Annotated in this window: 18 protein-coding genes and 3 pseudogenes; 8 read left to right on the forward strand and 13 right to left on the reverse strand. The window is 71.8% G+C overall.

What is annotated here, in order from left to right; genetic code table 11:
* The first annotated feature begins 23 nt into the window (after positions 1-23).
* Positions 24-317, forward strand: coding sequence for a hypothetical protein (locus OG245_RS24780; RefSeq protein WP_371625645.1), 294 nt, complete (start codon positions 24-26; stop codon positions 315-317).
* A 21-nt stretch (positions 318-338) separates the two neighbouring features.
* On the opposite strand, the gene OG245_RS24785 is transcribed toward OG245_RS24780, so the two are convergent.
* From OG245_RS24785 to OG245_RS24795, 3 genes are all read right to left on the reverse strand, one after another.
* Positions 339-746, reverse strand: coding sequence for a type II toxin-antitoxin system VapC family toxin (locus OG245_RS24785; protein ID WP_371625646.1), 408 nt, complete (start codon positions 744-746; stop codon positions 339-341).
* Positions 743-1,018, reverse strand: coding sequence for a hypothetical protein (locus OG245_RS24790; protein ID WP_014048106.1), 276 nt, complete (start codon positions 1,016-1,018; stop codon positions 743-745). Before OG245_RS24790 ends, OG245_RS24785 begins: the two co-directional genes overlap by 4 nt.
* 238 nt (positions 1,019-1,256) lie before the next feature.
* Entirely contained in the window at positions 1,257-4,169 is a 2,913-nt protein-coding gene (locus OG245_RS24795; RefSeq protein ID WP_371625647.1) for a hypothetical protein, read from the reverse strand.
* Between the two features lie 87 nt (positions 4,170-4,256).
* Here OG245_RS24795 and OG245_RS24800 point away from each other — a divergent pair.
* Positions 4,257-4,409, forward strand: a pseudogene (locus OG245_RS24800) (type II toxin-antitoxin system prevent-host-death family antitoxin); the annotation flags it as partial.
* Positions 4,406-4,659, forward strand: a pseudogene (locus OG245_RS24805) (Txe/YoeB family addiction module toxin). The pseudogenes OG245_RS24800 and OG245_RS24805, both read left to right, overlap by 4 nt.
* 346 nt (positions 4,660-5,005) lie before the next feature.
* Here OG245_RS24805 and OG245_RS24810 read toward each other — a convergent pair.
* Positions 5,006-5,245: pseudogene (locus OG245_RS24810) on the reverse strand (oxidoreductase); the annotation flags it as partial.
* Positions 5,246-6,621: 1,376 nt separating this feature from the next.
* Between OG245_RS24810 and OG245_RS24815 the strand changes: the two are divergent.
* Complete coding sequence (locus tag OG245_RS24815) at positions 6,622-7,245, forward strand: response regulator transcription factor (protein ID WP_371625648.1); 624 nt, start codon at positions 6,622-6,624, stop codon at positions 7,243-7,245.
* Between the two features lie 25 nt (positions 7,246-7,270).
* On the opposite strand, the gene OG245_RS24820 is transcribed toward OG245_RS24815, so the two are convergent.
* From OG245_RS24820 to OG245_RS24860, 9 genes are all read right to left on the reverse strand, one after another.
* Positions 7,271-8,299 carry a Gfo/Idh/MocA family protein gene (locus OG245_RS24820; RefSeq protein ID WP_371625649.1) on the reverse strand — a complete coding sequence of 343 codons (1,029 nt, stop codon included), beginning with the start codon at positions 8,297-8,299 and terminating at the stop codon, positions 7,271-7,273.
* On the reverse strand, positions 8,296-9,720 hold the full coding sequence (locus OG245_RS24825; RefSeq protein WP_371625650.1) for an NDP-hexose 2,3-dehydratase family protein: 1,425 nt from the start codon (positions 9,718-9,720) through the stop codon (positions 8,296-8,298). Before OG245_RS24825 ends, OG245_RS24820 begins: the two co-directional genes overlap by 4 nt.
* Positions 9,717-11,024, reverse strand: a complete 1,308-nt coding sequence (gene rfbH / locus OG245_RS24830) for a lipopolysaccharide biosynthesis protein RfbH (RefSeq protein ID WP_371625651.1) — start codon at positions 11,022-11,024, stop codon at positions 9,717-9,719. The genes OG245_RS24825 and rfbH overlap by 4 nt, the downstream gene beginning before the upstream one ends.
* Positions 11,021-12,013 carry a dTDP-glucose 4,6-dehydratase gene (gene rfbB / locus OG245_RS24835; protein ID WP_371625652.1) on the reverse strand — a complete coding sequence of 331 codons (993 nt, stop codon included), beginning with the start codon at positions 12,011-12,013 and terminating at the stop codon, positions 11,021-11,023. Before rfbB ends, rfbH begins: the two co-directional genes overlap by 4 nt.
* Positions 12,010-13,101 (reverse strand): glucose-1-phosphate thymidylyltransferase, encoded by a 1,092-nt coding sequence (locus OG245_RS24840; protein ID WP_371625653.1) that lies wholly within the window; start codon positions 13,099-13,101, stop codon positions 12,010-12,012. The genes rfbB and OG245_RS24840 overlap by 4 nt, the downstream gene beginning before the upstream one ends.
* 145 nt (positions 13,102-13,246) lie before the next feature.
* A complete protein-coding gene (locus OG245_RS24845) occupies positions 13,247-14,398 on the reverse strand; it encodes a DegT/DnrJ/EryC1/StrS family aminotransferase (RefSeq protein WP_371625654.1) in 1,152 nt (383 codons plus the stop codon).
* 46 nt (positions 14,399-14,444) lie between these two features.
* Complete coding sequence (locus OG245_RS24850) at positions 14,445-15,749, reverse strand: nucleotide disphospho-sugar-binding domain-containing protein (protein ID WP_371625655.1); 1,305 nt, start codon at positions 15,747-15,749, stop codon at positions 14,445-14,447.
* A gap of 22 nt (positions 15,750-15,771) precedes the next feature.
* Positions 15,772-16,413: a class I SAM-dependent methyltransferase gene (locus tag OG245_RS24855; RefSeq protein WP_371625656.1), complete on the reverse strand. Its 642-nt coding sequence runs from the start codon at positions 16,411-16,413 to the stop codon at positions 15,772-15,774.
* 259 nt (positions 16,414-16,672) lie between these two features.
* On the reverse strand, positions 16,673-17,383 hold the full coding sequence (locus OG245_RS24860) for a trans-aconitate 2-methyltransferase (RefSeq protein ID WP_371625657.1): 711 nt from the start codon (positions 17,381-17,383) through the stop codon (positions 16,673-16,675).
* Positions 17,384-17,725: 342 nt separating this feature from the next.
* Between OG245_RS24860 and OG245_RS24865 the strand changes: the two genes are divergently transcribed.
* Genes OG245_RS24865 through OG245_RS24880 form a run of 4 tightly spaced genes read left to right on the forward strand, consistent with a single transcriptional unit; the run spans position 17,726 to position 25,188 of the window.
* A complete protein-coding gene (locus OG245_RS24865) occupies positions 17,726-18,871 on the forward strand; it encodes a hypothetical protein (RefSeq protein ID WP_371625658.1) in 1,146 nt (381 codons plus the stop codon).
* Positions 18,868-21,447, forward strand: coding sequence for a hypothetical protein (locus OG245_RS24870; protein WP_371625659.1), 2,580 nt, complete (start codon positions 18,868-18,870; stop codon positions 21,445-21,447). Before OG245_RS24865 ends, OG245_RS24870 begins: the two co-directional genes overlap by 4 nt.
* The gene (locus OG245_RS24875) at positions 21,444-23,264 is read left to right on the forward strand and encodes a hypothetical protein (RefSeq protein WP_371625660.1); all 1,821 of its coding nucleotides are present in this window, start codon (positions 21,444-21,446) and stop codon (positions 23,262-23,264) included. The genes OG245_RS24870 and OG245_RS24875 overlap by 4 nt, the downstream gene beginning before the upstream one ends.
* Positions 23,257-25,188, forward strand: a complete 1,932-nt coding sequence (locus OG245_RS24880) for a TOMM precursor leader peptide-binding protein (RefSeq protein ID WP_371625661.1) — start codon at positions 23,257-23,259, stop codon at positions 25,186-25,188. The genes OG245_RS24875 and OG245_RS24880 overlap by 8 nt, the downstream gene beginning before the upstream one ends.
* The last annotated feature ends 9 nt before the right edge of the window (positions 25,189-25,197 follow it).

Raw genomic sequence — 25,197 nt, forward strand, 5'->3', positions numbered from 1 at the left:
GGTTGTCCTGGCCGGAGTGCGTCATGACAACAGCATGGCGCGCCAGCGGTGCCTGCCGAGCCTTCGTGGTGGTCGCGGGGCAGTGCGGGCGAGCCCAGGCGTCGGCGGTCGGCGACCGGACAGGAGCCGAAGGACTGCACCGCTCCTTCGATGAACTGCGCACCAGCTGGCTCCGCAACCCGCACCAGATACGCGCGCTGTACGTGCTCATGTTCGCTGCGGTGCTTCCTGTGCCGTTTCTGCGCGACCGGATGGCCGTCCTCCGTCGTGACCCGCGCCGCAGGATTGAGGGCGGGGCATGGATGACCCGCAGGTGATCGCGCACATGCGCGACGCCCTCACACGTCCTTGATCTGTACGCGGTCGCCGCACAATTTCGACCAGTCGTCGCGGTCCGAGGTCAGTACCAGGACGGGCGCCGGGGAGCGGAGCGCCATCGCGGCGACGAGGGCGTCGATGGCGTACTTGTGGCCGTGCAGGCCACCGGCGTCGGCCAGCAACTGCACCGCGTTGAGGCTGTCCGCCTGGGTGACGTCCTGGACCTGAAGACGGGAGAGAAGCCAGCGCAGCCGGGCGGTGTCCGTTTTCCCGTAGACGGCCTCCACCACCGTCAGGGCTGACACGAGGACGGGCACGCCCACGCGCCGTGCGGCCTCGATCCAGGTGACCATCTGGCGGTCGTTACGCAGCAGCAGCGACAGTGCCTGAGAGTCCAGAACCAGGGACCTGGCCGCGGGCTCCTTCATGCGGCGCTGTCGTTCGACGCATAGGGCGCCGGTGCATCACCGAACAGTTCGCTCTGCGCGGCCTGGACTTCGGCCTCGCTCAGCGGCTCGTGCTCGGCTTCGTAGGCGGCCACGATCTCGGCGAGGCCGTCCATCGCGAGTTGGTGCCGGACCGCCGCGGTCACGTACGCGGACACGCCGCGCTTGCCGGTGCGGGTCCGCAGGGCACCGAGGAGTTCCGAGGGCATCGAGACGGAGATGTTCTCCGTGCCGCCGGGGCGGGGTGACTTCATAGGGGTCAGTCTAGTACAGGATCTATTACATCGGGTGGGGTGCTGCGCGGCCCGTATCCGGCGGCGTAGTCTCGGCGTCATTGGATCTGCTTGTATTTCGTCGCGGCTCCCGTGCTGGGATGGTGCTGGGATGCACCTGCATTCCTGTAGGTCACAGCCTTATGGTGGAGTTTTCGCTTCAACGTGTGATCACCCATCGGTACGTGGACCGACCTGCCAGGTGGCAGGTCGGTCTGCTTCACGGGTCCTGCGGATCGCCATGATCCGGCAGCTCCGGGAACTCGTAGAGCATCCGGTCGGCTTCGCGGATGCCTGCCTCGACCGCCTGGCGCAGGAACCCTTCGGCGCCTCGGCGGTCGCCCGCTCGTAGCCTGAGCTTGCCCAGGCGCAGCAGGCTGCCGAGGTCGCCGTCCTCCAGTGACATGCGAAGGAGACGCTCGGCGCCCTCGATGTCACCAGCGCCCTCCCGCAGGCGTACCAGTTCTGCCCACGCGCTCGAGTGGGGGAACCGGCGGGCATCCCATGCGAGCCTCTCCGCATCCGCGCTCTGTCCCGATTTCTCCATGACGCGGACCAGGCCGGTGAGCCCGAACGGCTGCCCCTCGGAGAGCATGCGCTCGTACAGTCGGCGGGCTCGTTTCAGATCGCCGTCGTCTTCTCGTAGCTCGGCCAGTTTGCACAGCGCCCAGGCATCGCCGGCGTTCCACGCGCGCCAGAACAGTCCCGCTGCCTCGCCGCGCTTCCCCCGGCCCGCGCGTATCTGACCGAGACCTCTGATGGTGCCCACTTCTCCGCGGAGGACAGCCAGCTCACAGAAGTGGTCGGCCGTTTCCGAGTCGCCTTTTTCTTCGAACAGCCAGGCGAGCTCCCTGAGGGCATTGACGTCTCCCGCTTGCGTGGCCGCATAGAAGAAGACCCGGAGTGCGGTGTCCTTCTCCTCCGGGTTCATATAGGTCCAGGCCAGGCCCGTGAAAGCCTCCGTGTTACCCGCCTTGAACGCCATGTGGGCGAGGTGGAGCGCGTGCTCCTCGTTGCCGCCCCGAGCGGCCATGTACCGCGCTTGGTACTCGACGGTACGGGCGCCCCCGGTCTTGAGCGCTTCGGTGTAGAGACGCATCGCTGTCGTCTCTTCACCTCGCTCCCAGGCGATGGATGCCAGGCCTACGAGCGCCGAGGCGCGGTAGTCGCCTTCCGTGACTGCGCGGTACCAGGCCTCGGCCTCGTCGGCCCGGCCGTCCTGCTCGTACTGCCAGGCCACCGCAGTGCGGGCACTGTTGTCGCCGGCCTCGGCAGCGAGCAGGAAATAGGCCAGAGCCTCACGAGCTCCGCGCTCCCTTTGCACGCGTTGCGCGAGGCCGGTGAGGCCCGTGCTGTTTCCCAGGCTCGCAGCGGATTTCGCCAGGCGTTCTGCCGCTGCGGAGCGGCCGCGATCATGGGCCGAGAGGGCCAGGGCCGACCGGTCTGCCGCCGTCGTCGCATGATGCTCGGCGACCACCCAGAAGGCGTCCGGAGGGCAGACCGTGCTTCGATTCCGCTTGCTGTGCTGCTCAAGGTAGTCGGCCAGCCTGTAGCGGGTGCCTTGGTTGAGTGGATCGTCCGGCGTCGGCCGCACGCGAGCCAACGCGCCTCGAGCGCCGCGGCAAGGGGGTGAGAGGTAGGCGATGGCCGCATCGAACCAGTCTTCCTGCAGCGCATCTCGTTGTGGACCCGTGAGGTATGCCTCTGCCGCCTGCATCAGGAAGGGGCGGGAAAGGGCAAGGCCGTGCCCCAGCCGTCGCGCGTCCATCGCCGCATGGAGGACGGCACGTGCGGCCGGAGCAGCCAGCTCGTATCGGTCCAACTGGGCCGGACCGCCTGCCAGATACTGCGTGATGTGCCCGTCCTCCGCACGGTTGACTGCTTCCTTCAGCCGAGGGTCCGCGGGTTCGATGTCCTTCAGCGCGGCCAGCTCTTGTGCAGAGAACGTCTCCGGAACCAGGATCCGGCAGTTCTCCAGGAGGCTCCGTGACTCCCGCCGTTCGTCAGTGGTGCCGGGCTTGCGCACCAGTTCCGCCCAGTACTCGTGCCAGACCGTGCCGAGGATGAGCACAGGTGCCTTGGTGGGGTCACCGAGGGCCCTGCGGAGTGCGCCCGCTGTGCGTTCGTCCTGTGCTTCATCGGACGTGATCAGGAACCGATGGATCTCGTTCAGCCATAGCACGGTGTGCGGCTCGACCGCGTCCAGCGAAACCATGAATGAAGCCGGGGTCGACGGGTGCCAGAGCTTCCATTCCTCTGGCAGGCGCTGGATCGCCTCCCAAGCTGCACGCGTCTTGCCGGTCGAGGAGTCTCCCAGGAGGACCGCCATGGAGCTGTTTCCCGAGAGGGCGAGGTCGATGGTCGCTTGCAGCTTCTGGTCGTGGCTGCGTCGGACGTAGGCAGGGAGAGTGGGCAGCCCCTCTCCTCCGTTCACGGGGCGGATCGCCTCATGGACCTCCAGCGAGAAAGGATTGCTGAAGGAGCTCAGTGGCTGTCCCGGAGGTGCTGGGTGACGCGAGGCGCCTCCCCTGCTTGGTGAGGGCGCCGGCGTACAGCTGCGGAGGGCATCCGCGTCGCAGAATCGTCGGGCGACGTGTTCGCCGAAGAAGCGGGCGACGATGCGCGGGTATGGGCGCAGCAGATGACTGAGGTGCTCCGCGTCCCATACCTGCTCCAGTACGAGGTCCGTATGTTGTTTCTGGCTCTCGTGAAGGAGATCGCGGACTTGTGTCCGCGTGACGGAACAGGCCGTGGCGATGACGAGACGCTTCGCTCCGAACGGCCGCCTGCCCGCCACGAAGGCCGACACGGCCTTCTTCGCGTCGGATTCCAGGAACCGTTCCACCTTCTTGGCCTGGTACGCGTGCCAGGTGCCGTCAGGCCTCACGCCGGCGATGTCGATGCCGCCCTGCTCCTGTCCGGGACCGCCGTAACGGAGCGCGCGGACCACGCTCTCCGTCTCGATAACGGTGTCGAGAAGCAGCTTCTCGAAGTCGTTCCAGTGCTGTGCGTGGAAAGGGAGAACGGTGATCTTCTGGTCGACCACCGGGGGCCACCCCGTGGGCGCGGCTGCCGACCAGCCGTCGGTGGGCCTGTAGAGGTCTTCCCACTGCCCTGAGTCAGCGCTGGTCATCTTCATCCCCTGGTCGGCGGCAGACCTCGATCACGGTAGTGGAGTGTCTCGATGTGGGAGTTCACGTACGAGCCGGGCATCTCGCCTGCGGCGCTGCGTGAGGGCTCTTACCTGCTGTGTTCTCCGGCGAATGCGCGGCGGCTGCTCACGGCTTACGAGAATGCGCTGGCTCACATCGACGTCTCGGAGCGTGAGCTGATCGATCCGGATGCGGCTGGCCCGGCTGCGGGTGCCGAGTGAGGCTTGCCTTCGAAAAACAGGGCTGGGAGGACTATACGTCCTGGCTCAAGAACGACCGCAAAATGCTCCTCGGATCAATAGGCTCGTTGAGGATGTCAGGCGTGACCCCTTCACGGGGATCGGCAAGCCCGAGCCGCTGAAGTACCACTTGCCCGGAGTGTGGTCTCGGCGCATCGACGACGAGCAACGGCTTGTCTACCTGGTTACGGACAAGGAGGTTGTCATCCTCGCGGCTCGCTACCAATACTGACCGTGGAGACGGTTCCTGGTGGGGATGTGCTGAGAGGGTGCTCCCGTTCTGGGATGGCCATCGAGGAACCGGCGTCTTCGCAGGTGGGAAGCTCTGTAGTAGACACTCCGCTTCAACGTCTGATACGTCCGGCGAAAGGCCGTCCGACCCGCGGCGGGGTGGGTCGGACGGTGCTTGCGTTCCGTGCGGAGTCCGTAGCGTGCTGACTCCGGTCGCCGTGCGGGGCGACGGTTACGCCGCTTCGCCGGTCCGTGGCCGGGTCTCGGCGGACCACTGACGAGATCTCCGGACGTGGTTCTGCCCGCGTCTTCGTGCGTACCGGGGTCACGCCGTGTGCCGTGGTGCGCTACTGGCGGCTGATCGCCCGTGAGATGCCGGCTGCGACGGTCGTGGCCAGGATCCACCCGGCAGAGGTCAGGCCGTAGGCGAGCCACTGCCCCGTGTCTCGGGGTGCGAAGGCGGCGTCCTGTCCGAAGGCGGTGATCGGGACGAGCAGGTCGAGTGTGTAGAAGACGGCGTTGAACGGTGGCGCCTTCTCCGCTTCGAGGGGAGCGGGAGGATGCGTTCCGAAGAAGAGTGCGCCGCAGTTCGGGTTTCAGGTAGTGCGGTGGCCTGGTGCGCGCAGGGGTGCTCACGTCCGGTCGCTCGCGGACCGGTGGGAGTTCCTCGTGGTATCCGCCGAAGTCGGCTGTGTGGCCTGGTGGTTGAGTCTGTTGTCCGGCATTGTCTGGGAAGGGTGGATGTCCTGGAGGTCGCGGGGCCGAGAAGTGCGGTGCGGGGACACTCGGTCCCGACCGGTCGTCAGGGGCGGCCGTGGGGCCGCGAACAAGCCCCTGACCCGCGGAAACGTCAACTCCGCCACGCATCACCTCAGGACCTTTACGGAACCTAGACCAACTCCTTGCTTATCCTTGCACTTGGCCTGGATTCACCTTTACGCTTCCGGTGGGAGCGATCGCATGGTGAGACATCGGAGAGCGCAACCAAGGACCTCTGCGCCTTCGTGAGGCGATCCGGATCTGATCACTGTGTGTTGTCGGACAGGTCAGTGGGCCGAGAGCATGGAGCGAGTGTTGAGGGTGGACATGCTTGTGGCCGTTCGCTTCGAGGGCGCCGCGTCGATGCGTGAGGGTGCTGATGCCGGTGGCTCGATCGCGTTGGGCGGGCCCGGGGTGCCGAGCCTCGGCACGGACGCCGAGGACGTCTTACCGATACGGCTCGTCACGTATGCCGTGCGCGCTTGCGAGGGGCCCCCGACCCTGGACGGGGCGGGCGAGGCGAACGAGGCCGGCGCGCCTCTTCTCGGCTGCCCCGGGCGCCGGCCCCGTGCCCGGCCCCCGTGCTCCTCGGTGCTGGTTGCCGTGCGTGCGGCTACGGGCCCGCCGGCCCGCGCCGATGAGCGGGACCTCCGGCAGTGTCGTTCGCCGCAGCGGGAGTTCGGGCGTCCGTCGGTGGCCCCCGGCAGCCGGCGTCGGGCGGCGGCGCAGGGCCGCTCGGTGGCCCGTCCCCGTCGCTCCCTTCTCCTGCGCCGCGTACGGCCGCGCCACCCGGCCCGTGTCACGAGCCTCTGGGCGACCCGGGGAGCGGGTTTCTCCTGAGCGGTCTCCGCGAGGGATGGGCCTGGGTGTGGGCATTTTGGGCGAAGAATGCTCCTTCGGTTCGGCATTCCGCCTCATCGAGAGGGAGGACGACTGTGCGTCCACCGCAATTTTCGGGACATTGGCCTTTTTCTGGAGCGGTTTTCCGAGAAGTGGTTGAAGGCTTTTGTAAGTTCAAGGTCGCGCATATTATCTGACCGACATCCAGGGGGTCTTTCGCCAGGCGGGGCCGGTTGGCACCCGACGTCCGCACCGTGGATCCGACCAGGCGTCCCGGGGGACGCGAGGTGTGGAGCCCGCGTTCACCCACAAGGTGTGGCCCGGCGGACTTTCCCTTGCATTGAGGCACAACGGGGGAACGGTAATGAGTACGCGTATTCTCGTCGCAGGTGAGCATGTCATATACACCGAAGCGCTCGCCGGACTGCTGAACCAGATTCCCGGATTCCGGGTGGCGGGGGTCGTGGGCTCGCACCGCGAATTGGTTCCCGCGATCCGCAAGGCGGCCGCCGTATCCCTGGTCCTGGGCGGAGTGACTCCGTACGTACGGGAAACGGTGCACGAAGTGCGCAACCACGTGCCCCACTGCGGTATCACTCTCATCACCGAACAGCCCGGGCAGGTGGCGCTGGTCAAGGTGCAGGAGTCCGAGATGGTGAGCGTCATCTCGCGCGGGGCGCGGCTGAATCAGCTGATCGGCACCATCCGCAGCATGCAGGCGAGACAGCAGGACCTCCGGGGGCGCGAGAGACCGGCGGACGGTTCCTGTCCGGCCGACGTCTCCTGTCCGGCCGTCGACCTCCTGAGCCAACGCGAGCGTGACGTCCTCCGCTCCACGGCGACCGGAGCCTCCGTCAAGGAGATCGCCCGGGAGTTCTACCTCGCCCCCGGCACGGTGCGGAACCTGACCTCGTCGGCGATCAAGAAGCTCCAGGCCCGCAATCGGTACGACGCGGCACGCATCGCGGAAGAACTCGGCGGTATCTGAGCTCCGTTCCGCTCCAGCGGGATCATCATCCGGCGAGGTCCGCCGGGGAAGTGCGGCTGTCGCGCACAGGTGGCGCCGTGCGGTGGACCGCCGTGCCGGCGAGGCTGATCGCCTCCAGCAGTTCGGCCTGGCGCAGGATCTCCGGTGCCGGACGGGCGCGGGTGCGGACCGCGCGGGCGAAGGCCGTGACGGCGTTGCCCGCCTGGTCGTCCGCGGGCAGGGAGAGCCGGGCCGTCACCCCTGCCCGTTCCAGCCGGAGCACCGGCTCGTGGTCGGCGGGTGGGGTGAACGCCCGGTCGACCGTGAGCCGGCCCGTGCTGCCCCAGAGCGTGTACGTACTGCGGTAGGTGTGGTCGAGGCCGTAGCTGAGCTGGAGGGCGAGTCCGTCTCCGCCGTCCAGCAGCGCCGTACCCGCCGTGTCCACCCTGTCCGCCGGATCCCGCCTGGCGGTGGCGCCCACCAGCCTCGGGCGCGGGTCCGGTCCCAGCAGGCCGAGTGCCGCGCGGAGCGGATACACGCCGAGGTCCCACAGGGCCCCGCCGCCCAGGGCCGGGTCGTAGCGGATGTCGGAGGCCGGCCGGCGCGGCACGGTGAACGCGGCGTCGAAGGCCTGGAGCCGTCCGATCGCCCCGTCGGCGACGTGCCGCATGACCGCCCGGTGCTGGGAGTGGTGGAGGAACAGGACGTTCTCCACCAGGGCCAGGCCTCGTGAGCGGGCCAGCGCGCAGAGTTCGGCGGCGTCCGCCCCGCTCATCGCGGCGGGCTTCTCCACGAGCACGTGCTTGCCCGCCCGCAGCGCCGCACCGGCCCACTCGGCGTGCATCGACGCGGGCAGCGGCAGATAGACCGCGTCCACGTCGGCATCGGCCAGCGGCTCGGCGTAGTCGTCGGCGGCCCGGCAGCCGTACTCCCGGGCCAGCTCTGCCGCCCTGGCCGGGTCCCTGCTCGCCACGGTGACCACGGTGACGTCGGCGGAGGCTCGGAAGGCGGGCAGCATGCGCCGCCGGGCGAACTCCGCCGTGCCGAGCACCGCGATCCGTACCGGTCGGCTCATGACAGCCTCACCGCACCGGAGTTGAGCACGGCCAGCAGCGTACGGGCCTGGACGGTGACCTGATGGCCCCGGCCCGTCAGGGCGCCCAGCTGGCCCGGCGTGATCCAGAGGTAGTCCGGCGGCGGGCTGAGCAGGTCGCTGTCGTCGACGCCGTCCAGCGACACGAGGAGGCAGCGGTTCTCGGCGTACAGGAACCGCCCGCCCTCCTCGGAGAGCACCGTCGCGTAGCGGACGCGTGAACCTTCGGCCGCACGGACGAACTCCGCGTACGCCGCATGGTGACCGCGGTCGTCGGATGGGGAGCACACGGTCGGGCCCACCTCGACGGTCCGCGACAGCCCCGCCTCCGCACGGGCGTGGACCAGGAGATGCGGCACGCCGTCGAAGTGGCGGAAGAGGAACGCGCTGACTCCGGGGCCGCACGGTTCGAACAGGGGCTGGGTCCAGCTGCCCACCTCCCGGCCGTCCGCCTCGACCGCGACCGCGACCACGCGGAAGTGGCGGTCGTCCGGGCGGCGGACCGCCTGTTCGTCCCGGAGCCAGCCCCGCACCCGGGCGAGCGGTACGGGTTCGGCCCGGAGCCGGGAGCGGGCGCGGGCGGCACCGAGCCAGGATGACACCTCGGCGTCGGTGTGCCGGGCCGGCCGGGGCCCTGCGGGGGTCGGCAGGCAGGCCAGTACGGTCCTGGTGTCCATGTTGACCACGTTGTCCAGCCGGAGGAGCTCGCCGATCTGGCCGAGGGTCAGCCAGCGGAAGTCCGGTTCGGCGGCGGGGTCCTCGGCGACCTCCTCGGCCGTCTCCACCACGATGTTGCGGTTCGACTTGTACAGGAACCACTCGCCGTGTTCGGACTGGAGCGTGTCGGTCAGCGTCCGGGCACGGCCCGGATCGGTGAAGAACTCCAGGAACCGCACGCCGGAGCCCCCGTGCACCCGCTGGTAGTTGCTCCGGGTGGCCTGCACGGTCGGTGACAGCTGGAGCAGGTCCCGGTTGCCCGGTTCCATCTTGGCCTGGGCCAGGAAGTGCAGTACGCCCTCGAACTCCCGGGCGAGGAGGCCGAGTACGCCCACCTCCGGCTGCATCATCACCGGTTGCTGCCACGGGGCCCGTGCCCGGTCCGCGTCGTGCACGCGCAGGCCCTCGACGGTGAAGAAGCGGCCGCTGCGGTGCACCAGGTTCCCGGTGTCGTCCTGGAACGACCAGCCGTCCAGCTCCGCGAACGGGATGCGCCGGATCCGTGTGCCGTGGTCGCGGCGGCGTTCCGTCAGCCACGCGACGATCTCGGCCGTCGTGCTCCGGGCGCCGGTCGCCGGGTCGGTGGCGGCCACGGAGCGGGCGATCCTGGCCTCCAGCCCGCCCAACCCCTCCAGCCCGTCCGGTCCGGCCTCCGTGTCCTGCGGCCGGGAGCTGTCGAGCCTCACCGGCGGCCCGCCACGAACTCCCGTACCGAGGCGATGACGTAGTCGGTCATCTCGTCGGTGAGGCCCGGGTAGACACCGGTCCAGAAGGTCCGCTCCGTGACGATGTCACTGTTGGTCAGCTCGCCCACGACGCGGTGGGGCTGGTGGAGGTAGGCGGGCTGCCGGGTGAGGTTGCCCGCGAACATGCGGCGCGTACCGATCTTCCGCCTCTCCAGGAAACCGGTCAGCTCCCCGCAGGTGAACGGGGCATCGGGACCGACCGTCATCACGAACCCGAACCAGCTCGGGTCGCTGCCGGCCGTCGCCTCCGGCAGCAGGAGGTGGCGTACGCCGTCCAGGCCTTCACGCATCCGCCGCCAGTTGTGGCGGCGCGCCGCGATGAACCCGTCCAGCTTCCGCAGCTGCGACAGGCCGAGCGCCGCCTGCAGGTCCGTCGACTTCAGGTTGTAGCCGACGTGGGAGAAGATGTACTTGTGGTCGTAGCCGGCGGGCAACGCGCCGAGCTGGTGGTCGAAGCGCTTCAGGCAGGTGTCGCTGTGCCCCGGTTCGCACCAGCAGTCCCGCCCCCAGTCCCGCAGTGACTCGACGATCCGCGCGACCTTGAGGTCCGAGGTCGTCACGATGCCGCCCTCGCCCATCGTCAGATGGTGCGCGGGGTAGAAGCTCACGGTGCTGACGTCACCGAACGTCCCGGTCAGCTGCCCCCGGTAGGTGGTGCCGACCGCGTCGCAGTTGTCCTCGACGAAGACCAGGCCGTGGTCCGCGGCGAGCTGGGCGATCTCCGCCACCTCGAACGGGTTGCCCAGGGCGTGCGCGATCATGATGCCGCGGGTCCTGGGCCCGATGGCCGCGGCGACCCGGTCGGCGGTGGTGTTGTAGGTGCCGAGCTCGATGTCGACGAAGACCGGCACCAGGCCGTTCTGCAGGATCGGGTTCACCGTGGTGGGGAATCCGGCGGCGACCGTGATGACCTCGTCACCGGGCAGCAGCCGCCGCTCGCCCAGGAGGGGGGAGGTGTAGGCGGTGAGCGCCAGCAGGTTCGCGGACGAACCGGAGTTCGTCAGATGGGCCTTGCGGCGCTTCAGCAGGCGGGCGAAGTTCGACTCGAAGCGCTTGGAGAGCGGCCCGGCCGCGATCCGCAGATCCAGGGCCGCCTCCACCAGTGCCGCGCGGTCGTCCTCGTCCAGGACCGCGCCGGACGGCCAGATCTCCGTGGTCCCCGGTACGAACTCCCCGGAATCACGCACGCTCTGGTGGTGCTTCCGGGCCTCTTCCAGGACCCGTATCCTGTGCTCGTCGTTCACGACCGGTCCTCCGTCTGCGCTGCCTGGTCCTTCGCTGCCTTCCACCACGCCGTGTTCTCCCGGTACCAGTCGACGGTGGCGGCCAGCCCTTCTCCGAAGCCGACCCGTGGCGTGAACCCCAGCTCGTCACGGGCCTTGGACCCGTCCAGCGAGTAGCGCAGGTCGTGTCCCTTGCGGTCGGTCACATGCCGGATCATCGACCGGTCCGCGCCGCACAGGACGGCCAGCTGCTCCGCCAGCTCGATGTTGGTCAGCTCGTGGCCGCCGCCCACGTGGTAGATGCCGCCGGCGACGCCCTTGGTCAGCACGAGCTGGACGGCCCGCGCGTGGTCGTCCACGTGGATCCAGTCGCGTACGTTCCGCCCGGAGCCGTACAGCGGGATCGGCTCGCCCTCCAGGAGGTTGGTGGTGAAGCGCGGGATGGCCTTCTCCGGGTGCTGGTACGGGCCGTACGTGTTGGAGCAGCGCGTGATCGACACGTCCAGCCCGAAGGTCCGCCAGTAGGCGCGCACGGTCAGGTCCGCCGCCGCCTTCGACGCCGCGTAGGGGGAGTTGGGCAGCAGCGGCGACTCCTCGTGCCAGGAGCCCTCGTCGATGCTCCCGTACACCTCGTCCGTGGAGATGTGCACCACCCGCTCCACCCCTGCGGCCAGGCAGGCGTCCAGCAGGGTCTGGGTGCCCACCACGTTCGTCCGGGTGAAGACGGCGGGTGCGTCCAGGGACCTGTCGACGTGCGACTCGGCCGCGAAGTGCACCACGGCGTCGTGGCCGGGCAGCAGGTCGTTCAGCAGCGGCGCGTCGCAGATGTCGCCCCGGACGAGGCGCAGCCGGGGGTGACCGACCGGAATGTTCGCGGCGTTGCCCGCGTAGCTCAGCTTGTCCAGCACGGTGACGTCGGCCCGCTCGTAGCCCGGGTACCCCTGCGCCAGCATCGTCCGGACGTAGTGCGAGCCGACGAACCCGGCCCCGCCGGTGACCAGAATCCTCATCGGGCTCCTCCTGTACGCGCGCCGTTCGCCGCCAGCTCCGTGGGCAGTTCCGTGGTCAGGTCCGTGGGCCGTGGCACCGGGGGCGATCCGGAGCCGATCCGCACCGAGCGGCCGATGAGCAGGTCGCTCGCGCCGGTCCGTTCCGTCACCCACGCCCCGTCCATCACGATGGAGTTCTCCAGCTCGGTGCCGCGCAGGACGCAGTCGCTGCCGATCGATGTGCCCGGTCCGATGCGGCAGTCCTCGACGCGGGAGCCGGGGCCGACGATCACCGGCCCGGTGATGACGGAGCGCAGCACGGTGGCGCCCGGGGCGATGTGCACCGGTCCGGTCAGGCGGCTGGCGGCGTCGGCCGTTCCGTGGACGCCCCTCTCCAGGGTGTCCAGCAGGCGCCGGTTGCAGTCCAGCACGTCCTCCACGCGTCCGGTGTCCTTCCAGTAGCCGGTGTATTCGCCGGCCGTGACCGCGGACCCCCGGTCGACGAGCCACTGGACGGCGTCGGTGATCTCCAGCTCGCCGCGTGCGCTCGGGCCGATCGCGGCGACCGCCCGGTGGATGGCGGGGCGGAAGAAGTAGACGCCGATGAGCGCCAGGTCGCTGAGCGGCAGGCGCGGCTTCTCCACCAGCCGTCGGACCCGGCCACCGGTGTCCAGCTCGGCCACCCCGAAGGCACGGGGGTCGGGAACCCTGGCCACCACCAGGTGCGCGGCGGAGCGGCGGGCCCGGAACTCCTCGGCCGGCCCCGCGATGCCGTCCTGCACGACGTTGTCGCCGAGGTACATCACGAAGTCGTCGTCGCCGAGGAACGGACGGGCGATGGCCACACAGTGCGCCAGACCCAGCGGCCGGGCTTGCGTGAGGTAGGTGATCCGGGCGCCGAACCGCGATCCGTCGCCGATCCGTGCCGCGATGTCGGGCCCCCAGGCGCCGACGACCACGCAGATCTCCCGTACGCCCAGCGCGCGGAGGTTGACCAGGACGTGTTCGAGAACGGGCTGGTTGGCGATGGGGATCAGCTGTTTGGGCATGGTCTCGGTGAACGGCCGCAGCCGCGTCCCGAGACCTCCGGCGAGTATCAGCGCCTTCATGGGCGTTCCTCCCGTGGAGTGGTACGGGCCGGGGCGCACGGGGGGCGCGCCGCCCGGCCGGGCGCGTGCGCGTACGCACCTGGAACGGCTGTCTCGTCGATGCCCACAGGCGGGCGCCTCCCTCGGTGGTTCCCGTCGGCGTGCGTCAGGCCCCGGCCAGGGCCAGGTGATGGGTGACGGCTTCGCACAGCGCGTGGGCCACCGTCCGGATCTCCGCGTCGGTCAGGGCCTGGTGGAGGGGGAGCAGGAGTGTGCTGTCGGTGGCCAGGTCGGTGCCCGGAAGGTCGGTGGGGTGGGCGCCGTACGCCGGCACCCGGTGCAGCGGAGGGTATTTGAAGGTGGTGTAGATGTCCTGGGCCAGCAGCGTGGCCGCGACCCGGTCACGGATGAGCGGATCCATCTGGATCCAGTAGAAGTAGTGCGAGGAGAGGTGCCCCTCGGGCAGCGGGGGCGGCAGGCGTACGCCCGGGGTGTCCGCGAGCAGGCGGTCGTAGGCGGCCGCCACCTCGCGCCGCCGGGCGACGTTGGCGGGCAGCCGGCCGAGCTGCACCGTGCCGAGCGCGGCGGTCAGGTCATTGCCTATGACCCGGCGGCCGAAGCTCCGTACGTCGAGTTCCCACCACCGCTGGGACACCTTCGCGTGGGCGAAGCCGCTGGCCTGCTCCAGACCGTGGTAGGCGAGGACCCGGGCGCGGCGCGCGAGCCGCTGGTCGCGGACGTACAGCATGCCGCCGTCGCCGGTCACCAGCACCTTCATCGCGTCGAAGCTCCACAGGGCGAGGTCGCCGAAGGTGCCGCACGCCCTGCCGTCGACCGTGGAGGCCACGGCGCAGGCCGCGTCCTCGACGAGAGGGATCCCCCGCCGCCGGCACAGGGCCGCGATCCCCGCGACCTCCCCGGGGTAGCCGCCGTAGTGCAGCACGATGACGGCCCTGGTCCGGGGTGTCAGAGCGCGCTCGACGTGCTCCACGGTCGGGTGGAGACCGTGGGGGTCGACGTCGCAGAAGACGGGGCGCGCGCCGGTCGCGGCGATGGCGTTGGCGGCGGCCACGAAGCTCACGGACGGCAGGACCACCTCGTCGCCGGGGCCCAGGTCGAGCAGCTCGGTGGCGAGGAAGAGCCCGGCCGTACCGGAGTTGAGGAAGAGCATCCGGTCCGCTTCGACTCCGATGTGGTCCGCGAAGCGTGCTTCGAACTCCTGGGTGCGGGGTCCGTGGCCCAGCCAGTTCGAAGCGAAGACCTCGGACAGGGCGAGGAGTTCCGCCTCGCCCAGGCTCGGCTGGAAGACGTTGATCACGCGGTGGCTCCCTGGCGCGGGTGGGGACGGTGGGAAGGTGGCGGGTTCAGTCCCGGCTCCGGTGGTGGCGGGTGAGGCGCTCCAGGACGGGGACGATCGCGCTCGGCTCCGGAGCGGTCAGCAGGTCCGTGTACAGCTCCGCCGCCGCGTCGCGGAAGGACGGCGCGGTCAGCAGCCGGGACAGCCCCGCACGCAGTTCGGCGCCGGTGTGCCGGTCGACGCGGACCCCCGTTCCCACTCCGCTCCGGGAGAGGAAGCGGCCCGTGAGCGGCGCTTCCATGGGGTAGCCGGGGTCCATCACGACGAACTGCGGGATCCGGTTGACCAGGGCGGCCCCGAACGATCCGTGGCCGCCGTGGTGGATCACCGCCGAACAGGTCGGCAGCAGCTCCGTCAGCGGGATGTAGTCGACGGTACGGACGTTGTCGGGTATCCGGTCGGCCACCGCGAGCTGGGAGGCGTCCAGCGTGGCGACGGCCTCGATGTCCAGGCCGTCCACCATCTCCAGTACCCGGTTGACGAGCAGGGCGCTGTCCCGTCCCCAGGCCCGGATCGAGGAACCGAGGGTGATGGCCACCCGCGGGCGTGCGGGCGGTTCCTTCAGCCACCCGGGCAGCACGGCCGGGCCGGCGTACGCCTCCCAGCGCATCGACACGGTGCGCACCGCGGTGGGCAGGCGCATCCGCTCCAGCACCGGGTCGACCGTCCACTGCCCGAACAGCAGGTCGTCGGTCAGGGGGAGCCCGTAGCGCTCGGCCATCGGCCGGACCGACGAGACCATCGGCTCCTCGGGCAGGAGCGCGTCGTCGGAGAGCTTCGCGCACCGGGTGTACTGCTCGTGCGCCCAGCCGCACAGGTCCGGGCCCCACAGGATGCGGGCGTGGGCCGCGCCGGACACCCGCGCGGCCACCCCGGCGGCCGGCATCGTGGGGTCCCACAGGACCAGGTCGGGCCGCCAGGAACGGCAGAAGCCGACCAGCGCGTCGAGGGCGTGCTGGGGTGCGCCGGCCGGAGCGCCCTCCGGCTGGAAGTCGCGTACGGCCGGCAGCATGTAGTCCCGGTAGTAGGTCCACACGTACCGGTCATAGCCGTCCAGTTCGAGGGACTTGGTGAGGCGGACCAGGTCGGCGTACGTGTCCGGGGCGATGGGGCGGCCGGCGCCCAGCGGTTGCGGCAGGGTCCGCTCGTCGCCGAGCGACACCCCCGTGAGGCCCGTCGCGTCGATCGTGTCCAGCAGCGACGGGTGGGAGATGACCCGCACCTCGTGACCCGCGTCGTGCAGGGCCCGGGCCATCGGCACGCTGGGGTAGAGATGGGCCGCGGCGGGCCAGGTGCAGAACAGGACGCGCATGGTCGTCTTCTCTCCGACCCGCTCAGAGGCGGGTCATGGCGGCGAACCAGGCCTGGGCGACCCCAGGGCGGAAGGCGACGTCGAGTTCGGCTGCTTCGAGCGTGTCCACGCGCCACCCGGCGCCGGTGAAACTCTCCCGGACGGCCTGCTCGGGAACGCGTCGCGGACCCCAGTCGCCCGGCTGCCGGTCGCTGAAGCACATCAGGAAGCAGCGTCCGCCGGCCGGCACGACGGAGGCCATGCTGCGGGCGAGGCGGGGCCGGTCCTCGGGAGCGAAGCAGTGGAAGAGCCCGACGTCGATGAGCGTGTCGAACTGCTCGCCGAGCGCTGCGAGGTCCAGGGCGTCCCACTCCAGGAAGCGTGCCTCCAGGCCGCGTTCGCGCGCCTTGCGGGTGGCGAGGGTGATCGCGCTGGGCGCGGCGTCCACCCCCGTCGTCTCCAGGCCGTGTTCGGCGGCCAGCAGGGCGTTGTCGCCGCTGCCGCAGCCGACGTCGAGCACCCGGCCGCGGAGCGCGCCCTCCTCGGCGAGGCGTACGAGGACCGTCTGGGGCCGCTGGATCTCCCAGCCGGCGCCCGGCTCACCGGCGTAGTGACGCTCGAAGACCTCCACACCGCTGTCGGCACGCGCGCCGACTCCGGCGATCCGGTCCGACGGCTCGCTCATGGTCTCTCCCCGGAATATGCGGTCGATCCGCCGACGGCCCCGGGAAGGGCCGTCGGCATTCTCCGCGGAAAGCTAGCCCACGTCCGGGGCCCGCGGGATCGAAGCGATGGGGGCTGTGACACATATCAGGAACCTGCCTCGGTGCCTTGCTGTCGCGGCGCGGATCTGTCAGGGCGCCCCGGGGGACGGGGTTTTCCCGGTTCCCCGTCACGCGGATCCGGTTTCCCCGGTTCCCCGTCACCGCGCCGGGTGGTCTCCCTCATGCGCGGACCGCGATGAACAGCCCCCTGCCGTTCGGCCAGTCGGGCAGGAACTCCACCTCGCACCCCGCCTGCCCGAAGGCGTCCAGGTATTCCTCCCGGGTGAACAGCGAGTACGTTTCGTATTCGGTGAATTCACGGATACCGGTGGTTTCCGCGACGGTATAGCGCACCGTCATCCGGCTGACGCTTCCGTCCCGGACCGAGTGCGACAGCCGGCTGATGGCCCGGCCCTCTTCCTGGGCGAGGGAGGCCGATATGAACCCGTCGATGAACTGCTCGGGAAACCACCAGGGTTCGGCGACGAGCACTCCGCCGGGCGCCAGATGACGTACCAGGACCGCCACACTCCGACGCAGCTCCTCGACGGTGCTCATGTACCCCAGGGAGAAGCACATGCAGAGCACCGCGTCGAAGGTCCGGCCGAGCTCGAACCGCCGCATGTCCCCCTCGTGCACGCGGGCCGCCGGGACCCTGTTCGTGGCGGTCCTGCGCATCTCGGGGGAGAGCTCGACGCCGGCCACCGTGCCGAAGTGCTCGGCGAACCGCTCCAGATGCGCGCCGGTGCCGCAGGCGACGTCGAGCAGCGAACCCGCTTCGGGGGAACGCTCCCGGATCAGCCGGGTGATGACGTCCGCCTCGGCCGACCAGTCCCGGCCCCGGGCCGCGTGGATGAAGTCGTAGATCTCGGCGTGTTCCGTGCTGTACACCGTCGAAGGGTGCTGCGTCGTGACCATCCTGATGCTCCGTCCATCGCGGGGAGAGCTCGGCGAGCTGTCTGCGGGAGCCAAGGTTCTATCATCCGGCGGCCCGGCCCGGCGGGCGCCGGAGCAGCCCGCCGCGGCCGGTTCGGCGGGCCTCCGGCCGTCCACCGTGCGCGGACCGCGCCACGACGGACGGTTCGGAGGCACATGACAGATGTCAGGTTCCGTCCACTGCTCGTTGTCCGCGGCCCGGCGCGGCGGCATTGTGAGCCCTGCCGGACTACGTCGCACCACGTCAGACGGCCGCCATCTCCCGCACCGCCTTCCGATCATGAACGGGTACGCAGCGTGATCACAGACACAGCAGCCGCCGGTCCGGACATGTCCGAGGCGGCGGGCGTACGCCTGTACTCCCGGGTGCCCATCACGCCTCGCTGGCTGGCGCGGAGCGTACTGCCGGTCAGCCGACGCCTCCGCGAGGACAACCGGGCCGCCCTCCTCCACCTGCGACGCGGCTGGCTGCACGGTCCGCACATCGACATCGTCGCCCGGAGCGTGCCCGGGCGTCCGCCGCTCGACTGGGCGGGGATCGCCGCCGCCCTCGACGCCGGTTCCACCGAGGGCCAGGCCGTGACGGACGAGGAGACCTATCTCGCCCAGGCCCGTGAGACGGGCCGGTTGGAAGGCGTCGCACCGCCCTATCTGCCGATGCGTGAGCACGGTGCCACCGAGGCACTGAGCCCCGCGTCGGTCGAGACCTGGCCGCAGCCGCTCCAGGACCTGCGGGAACTGGCCCTGGACCAGCTGGACCGGCCGCTGACCCGGACGGTCGAGCGGCTGGCCGGGGAGCCGCGCGAGGCGCCGGTACGGGTCATGGAGGCGTTCGCCGCGCTGGCCGCGGCGCACCAGCACGGGGCCGGGAACGGGGCGTTCTCGATGCGTTCGCACGCCGAGGCGTTCTTCGCCTGGGCCGCCGCCCGCAAGGACCCCCGCCCCGCCTTCGCCCAGCGGCTGGCCACCGACGCCCCCCGCCTGCGGCCCGTCGTGGAGCGGGCCATCGCCGGTACGCCCGACCACGGGACGGCGGCCTGGGCCCGTGCCTTCGCCTATTCCATGGGCGCCTTCGACGCCACGGTCGCCCAGGGAAGGCTGACCCTGGACGACGTCGACGGCCTCGGCGCCGGTTTCGACCTGGACACCATGGGCCCGCCCGGCGGGGACGGCCGCGTGAGCACCGAGCCCAGCGCCTTCCACCGCACGATGGAGGAGTCCGGCGTCATCGCCGCGCCGCCGCAGTGGTTCGCCTCCTACCGGCTGCTCGTCAACCTCTTCTACCAGCAGCTGCCGCTGCTGGGCGTACCGCCCATGCACCGCTACTACTTCTGCTTCGCCGTCGCCGAACTGGTGGACGACGTCCTCGGCTCCTCCTGGCAGGACAGGCTGGAGCAGACACGGCAGGAGATGGCGCAGGCCACCGCCGGGGCGGCGGAATGAGCGACACCGGGGAACCCCTGTGGATGCTGCGCCTCAACCCGCTGCGCCGCAGCAGGCTCGCTGACCCCGGGCTCCTGGCAGCGCTCCGCACGCTGGACGGGGCCACGACAGAGGTGCGCGAACTGGCCGACCGGTGCTCCGACGCGCTCTACGAACTGATCGGCGCCACCACCGACCGGGACGCGCGCGGGCAGCTCATCGCGTTGCGCCGCGCCATCCACAACGACACCGCCCCCCGGTCGGCGCTGCTCGTCGACCACCCCCTGGTCAACCGCTGGTGGGAGGCCCGGCAGCGGCGGGAGGCGCTCGCCGCCGACGTGGTCGGCCGCTACCCGCACGCGGTGGACGCCGAGCGCGGGACGCTGGCCGGACTGCTGGGCGACGAGAGCCTGCGGCACTCGATGACGCTGGTGGCTCCCGAGGCGGCGGCCGGCGCGGAACGGTACGTGGCGGCCGTCGCCGCCACCGAGCCCGTCCCCACCCGGCTGCGCAAGTCCGAGCGCGGGCTGGTCCAGTACGTCACCCGGGCCATGGTCCGCACCAGTCCGATGGCCCGCTTCACCGCCATCGGGCTGGCCGTCCCCGTGCCGGACGGACCGGGTCCGGACGCCCCGGAGTTCGGGCGGGTGGTGCCCTTCCAGGGACTGGACCGCGTCATGCTCGACTACGTGCTGGGCGGGCTGCACACCTCGGACGGCGAACTCACCCCCGATCTCCTGCTCCACCTGCCGCCCACCTCCGAACTGTCGCCCGACGGCAACCTCCTGTACTTCCTGCGGCCCGGACCCGACGGCGGGGTGCGCCGCCTGTCGGCCAAGGTCTCCGGCGCGGTCGGGCTGCTGGTGGCCGCCGTCGCCGTCGGCCCACGCCGCGCCGCCGACGTCGCCGCGGACTTCGCCGACCGCAGCGGCTGCGGCGCCGAACGCGCCTGGCAGGCCCTGGAGCGTGCGGTGGGCGCGGGCATCCTGTGCACCCGCAGCCGGCCGGAGGACGGCGCGGCCGACTTCCCCGAACTGCTCGACCCCACCGGCCGGACCGTCACGGACACCGCCCGGAGCCTGCTGGAGCAGACCGGCGCCGGCCTGCGCGGACTCGCCGACGACTCCGCCGACGAACGGCCCGAGGCACTGCGGCGGCTGCGCGGGACGCTGGCCGGGCTGAGCCGCGAGGCGGGGCGGCCGGCACAGATCCTCATCGAGGAGGACGCCCTGCTGGAGGGGGTCCGGGTGTCCACCGCCGACTGGCGGAGCCAGCTCGACGACCTCGCCGCCGGGGTGGCCCTGCTGTCCGTCTTCGACTGGATGCACGACATCCGGGCGCTGCTGTCCGCCGTCTTCGTCGAGCGGTTCGGCGCCGGCGCCGAGATCCGGCTCAGCGACCACGCGGACTACCTGAGCGCCGAGACCTACCGGCGGGCCTACCGGATTCCCGAGAACGCGCCCCCCGGCGAACTGGGCCCCGCCGACCGCTCGCTGGACCGGCTGTACGCGCTGCGGGAGAACATCGTCGACACCGCGATCGCCGCGATCGACCGGGCGACGGCCACCGGCGAGTCCGTCGACTGGACCGCGTCCCAGGCCCTCGACCTGACCACGGGCCTGCCGGACCGCTTCCGGACCGGCGACCTCCGCTACGGCGTGCTGACCCAGACGTGGCAGCGGCAGCTCCTGTTCAACGAGGCCTACGCGGGCCACGGCATGCTCTACGGCAGGTTCCTCGGACCCGACCGCGCCCTCGGCGGGCGCGCCCTGCCCCACTTCCGCGAGCAACTGCGCGCCCGCCACGCCGGGCAGGACGGGCGGCTGGCGGAGGACCCCGGGCTGCACCGGCTCAACGTGAACGCGCACCCGCCGGTGCTCCCGGACCGGCTGGGGCCGGACGACTGGTTCCGGCTGCGGCTGCGCCACGACCCGGACACGGACGCGCTCGGCATCCTCGACCCCGACGGCCGCCCGCTGCACGTGCTCTCGCTCGGCACCGGGCACCCGGAGAGGCTTCCGGCACCGCTCCGGGTGGCCAACTGGCTGTACTCCGGCGGCGTGCTGCGCGAACCCTTCGTGGCGATCCACCACGACGAACAGAAGTGGGACGGCGACCGCACCCGGGCCTGCCCGCGCTTCCGGGTCGGCTCGGCCGTGCTGGCCCGCCGCCGCTGGTACGGGGGCCGGGAGCTGGACGAGGCGGTGGCCGCCGGGCCCGCCGAGCACGACCGGCTGCTGGCGCTCGCCCGGTGGCGTAACCGGCACGGCGTGCCCGAGGAGGTCGTCCTCAAGCCGCCGCCCGGTGACGGCACCGGTGAGGACCGGGCCGCGGGGGAGGGCTGGGCCGCCGACGGGGGCCGGGCCGCCGGAGAGGGCCGGTCCGCCGGCGAGGGCAGGAAGAAGAAGCCCCAGTACGTCGATCTGGCCAGTGCACTCAGCGTGCGCGTGCTCCCCCGGATGCGGGAGCGGGGCGACGCGGCCTACGTGGAGGAGGCGCTTCCCCGGGTGGCGGACAGCCCGCACGCCCTGGAGTGGATCGTCGACATCGGCCGCGCTCCCGGCGGCCCCTTCCAGTACGGAGGAAAGACCCGATGACGCTACGCGCGCGCCCCCATCTCCACTATGCGCCGGTCTCGGAAGGGGTCTACTTCAACGGCCCCGGAACCCAGTTCGTGATCAGCGGCCCCCAACTGCTCTACCGGGTCGCCGACATCTGCGTGCCGCTGCTGGAAGCGGGAACCACCGAGGACGAGTTGGTCACCGCGCTGGGCAGCGAGCGGGCCCGGCCCGTCGTCCGCCGGATCGTCGACGAGCTGCGGGCCCGCGGCCTCATGCTCGACGTGGACGCGCTGACCGTGCCCGAGCCGTCGGCCGAGATCCGGGCCCGCTACCCGGAGGCGCTGGCGCACCTGGAATCGGAGTGCGCCGACCCGTACGCCGTGTTCCAGCGGCTGCGCGCCACCGAGGTGCTGCTCTGCGGCCCGGCCGACGTCGTGCTGCCGGCCGCCCGCGGACTGCACCGGGCCGGGATCACCGGTCTCACGCTGGCCACCCCGGACCCGGACGCCGTCGCTGCCACCGCCTCCCGGCTGGGCCTGCGGCTGCTGCCGCTCAGTGGCTCCGCGCCGCTTCCGGACCCGCGGGACCTGCCCGTGCCGCCGGGCGCCGCCCTCTACTGCCCCGGCGCGGACGGCGGCGTGACCCGACAGGCGCTGACCGCCCTGCTGCCCGAGGGGGCGCCGCTGGTCCCGGTCCGCTGGGACGGTCTCGTCGCGTCCGTCGGGCCCGCCGCCCCCGGTGGCGCGTCGCTCCCGGCCTCGGCCGCGCTCGTCCGCCGGGCCGCACGCTGGGCCGCGGCCGAAGCCGCCTCCGCCGTCCCGCACCCCACGGCCGCGGTCCTGGCCGGGGCGCTCGCGGGGCAGTTGCTGTTCGACACCCTCGCGGGCGTCGCACAGCCCGGCGAGGCGCAGGTCCTCCACGGTGAGGAGCTGACGGCGGACCGCGTGAGCCTCACGGACCCCGGCGCCGCCGCCGGCACGACCGCCGAGCGGCGCTTCCTGACCGCCGCGCCCGCCGCCGGCACCGAACCCGTACCGCCGCCCACCCCCGACGAGGCCGTCGAGGCGGTGACCACGCTCACCGCACGCTGGACCGGACCCTTCGCGCTGCTGGGCGGCGAGGAACTGCCCCAGATGCCGCTGGCCCTGCGGGAGACGGCCGGCCGTGACGCCGGCGGCGACCCGGTGGTCGCCTGGGCCGAGGACCAGCGGACGGCGACGGTCGCCGTCGCCCTCGCCGCCCTCCGCGCGGACTGCCCGGCCCCGGGCGCCGCCGCGGGTCTCACCGAGGAGCACTGGCTGCTGGACGGCGCGCTGCGGCTGATGGCCGACGCGGCCGTGCCGTACGCGACCAGGACCGTCGGCGCCGAGGCGCGTTCGGCGCCGCTCCTGCGCATGCTGGAGGAAGAGGGCATGCCGGACCCGGCGGTGACGCTGCTGCGCCACCCGGGGCTGGACTGGACGCTGGCGGAGGTACGGACCTCCGGTGGCCCGCGGCCGTGGACCGGGCTGAGCTGGGGCCGTGACGACACGGAGGCGGTGCACCGCGCGCTGGCCACCGCGCTCGCCCGGCACCAGGCCCACGGGGTGCCCGGCGCGGGCTCCCCGGCCGAAGGCGTGCACACGGACGCCCTGCTGTTCGCCGACGCCTCGGCGCAGGCCGCGCTGCGCAAGCAGGTCGCGGACACGGCCGCCGCCGCCGGACTCCGCTACGAGGGCACCCCGCGCCGGCCGGACCCGGTGACCGGTGCGTCGCCCCTGTGGTCGGGCGCGGTCCGGGCCGTTCCCCTCGACGCGGAGCCGCAGGGCACACGGGCCGGGGCGGAGACCACCGAGGAGACGGCCCATGGCTGAGACCCGCACCACCGTGGCCTGCGCACCCGCCCTGTCCGACGCCCCGGGCGCCGACTGGCGTGCCGTGCTGGAGCCGCTCGGCGCCTGCGGGGACGGCACCGTCGGCGCCACGCTCGGCTGGGACCTGGACTGGGAACGCGAGCAACTGCGGTCCGCCGACGGACGTGAGCACCTGTCCGTCCGCGTCTACGGCGACGAGGTGCTGGTCGGCCCCCGCTGGGTGCCCGGGACGGACTCCGGCTGCGCGGGCTGCGCCGAGCTGCGGTCCCGGCTGGTGATCGACCACCCCCTGACCGACGACCTGACCCGGCCCACGGCCCGGATCGCCCCGCGCCGCCCGTTCCTCCCCGAACTGACCCGCGCGGCCCTGGCACGGCTGGCCGTCCGCCCGCTGGCGCCCGGTGAGGTGTACGCGGTGGGGGCGCGGGGGACGCGGACGCACCGCATACCCCGCCACTTCGCCTGTCCGCTCTGCGCGCCGGAGATTCCCGAACGACCGGTGGGGAGGCCGCCGGAGCCCCTGGCCCTGCGGCCCCGCCCCGCCGCCGCGGACAATCCGGGCCGGGCCGCGGCCGGGGCCGGACTGGTGCGGCCCGGAGCGCTGCGCTCACGCCTGGTGGACCCGCGCTTCGGACCGGTCCTCGCGCAGCAGCGCGAGCTGCTGGCCCCCTTCGCCATGAGCATGGCCCTCCAGCCCGACGCGGTGGCCCTCGGCTACGCCCGCGAGACGACCTTCGCCAAGGCGGACCCGATCGCCATCCTGGAGGTGTACGAGCGGCTGTCGGGCTTCCCGCACCAGGCGCCGCTGGTCGAGGGGGTCTCGTACGCCGAACTCGTCCGCACCCCGGGCGGGGCGGAGGTGGCCGTGCGGCCCGCCGCGTTCGGCGAGTACACCGAGGAGCAGGCGGCGCGTCCCACCGCGCGGATCGAGCGGGTGACGGACGAGACGCCGATGGCCTGGGCCTGGGGACACGACCTGGCGGACGGCCGGCCCCGGCTCGTCCCCGCCGAACTCGCCTTCTTCCAGTACGACTACCGCTACGGACGGGACCAGCGGGCGGCACGCCGGCACGGTGCCGCGCCGCGCCGGCACCTGTACCAGGAGTCCTCCAGCGGCTGCGCGGTCGGCTCCTGCCTGGAGGAGGCGGCGCTGTACTCGCTGCTGGAACTCGCCGAGCGCGACGCCTTCCTGATCAGCTTCCACCGGGCCCTTCCGCTGCCGGAGATCACCCACTCCTCGATCACCGATCCGGTCACCCGGGGGCTGCTGGCGACGGCCGCCTCGCGCGGCTTCCGGGTCCATCTGCTGCGCGCCACCCAGGACATCGACGTCCCGGTGGTCTGGGCGATGGCGGTCAACACGCGGGCTCCGTTCCCCGCCACGTTCTCCGCAGCGGGCTCCGGCATCGACCCGGTCTCCGCGGTCCGCGGGGCGCTGTGGGAGGTGGTCCAGATGGCGACCGAACGCATGACCTGGGAACGCTCCGAGGCCGAACCGATGCTGGCCGACCCCTGGCTGGTGGACGAGATGGACGACCATCTGCGGCTCTACGCGCTGCCCGAGATGAAGGAGCGGGTCACGCGTGTTCTCGGCGGGCCGAGGATGAGCCTGTCGGAGGCGTTCGCGGGCTGGCCCGACCGGCTGGAGCACGTGGCCGGGGGCGATGTGCGCGGTGCGCTGGACTACGTCCGGGGCAGCTACGCCGGAGCCGGACTGGACCGGATCGTCCTGGTGGACTCCACCACGCGGGACCACGCCGACCTGGGCCTGGCCGCCGCCAAGGCCGTGGTGCCGGGCATCGTTCCCATGTGCTTCGGCCAGGCCCAGCAACGGGTGGCCGGGCTGCCGCGGCTGGAGGCGGCACTCGTCGGAACCCCCTCCGGCAAGCTGTCGCCGCCCTACGACCCGCACGCCTTCCCCTGACCTCCTGCG

This window comes from Streptomyces sp. NBC_01116 (genome assembly GCF_041435495.1).
Classification (GTDB): domain Bacteria; phylum Actinomycetota; class Actinomycetes; order Streptomycetales; family Streptomycetaceae; genus Streptomyces.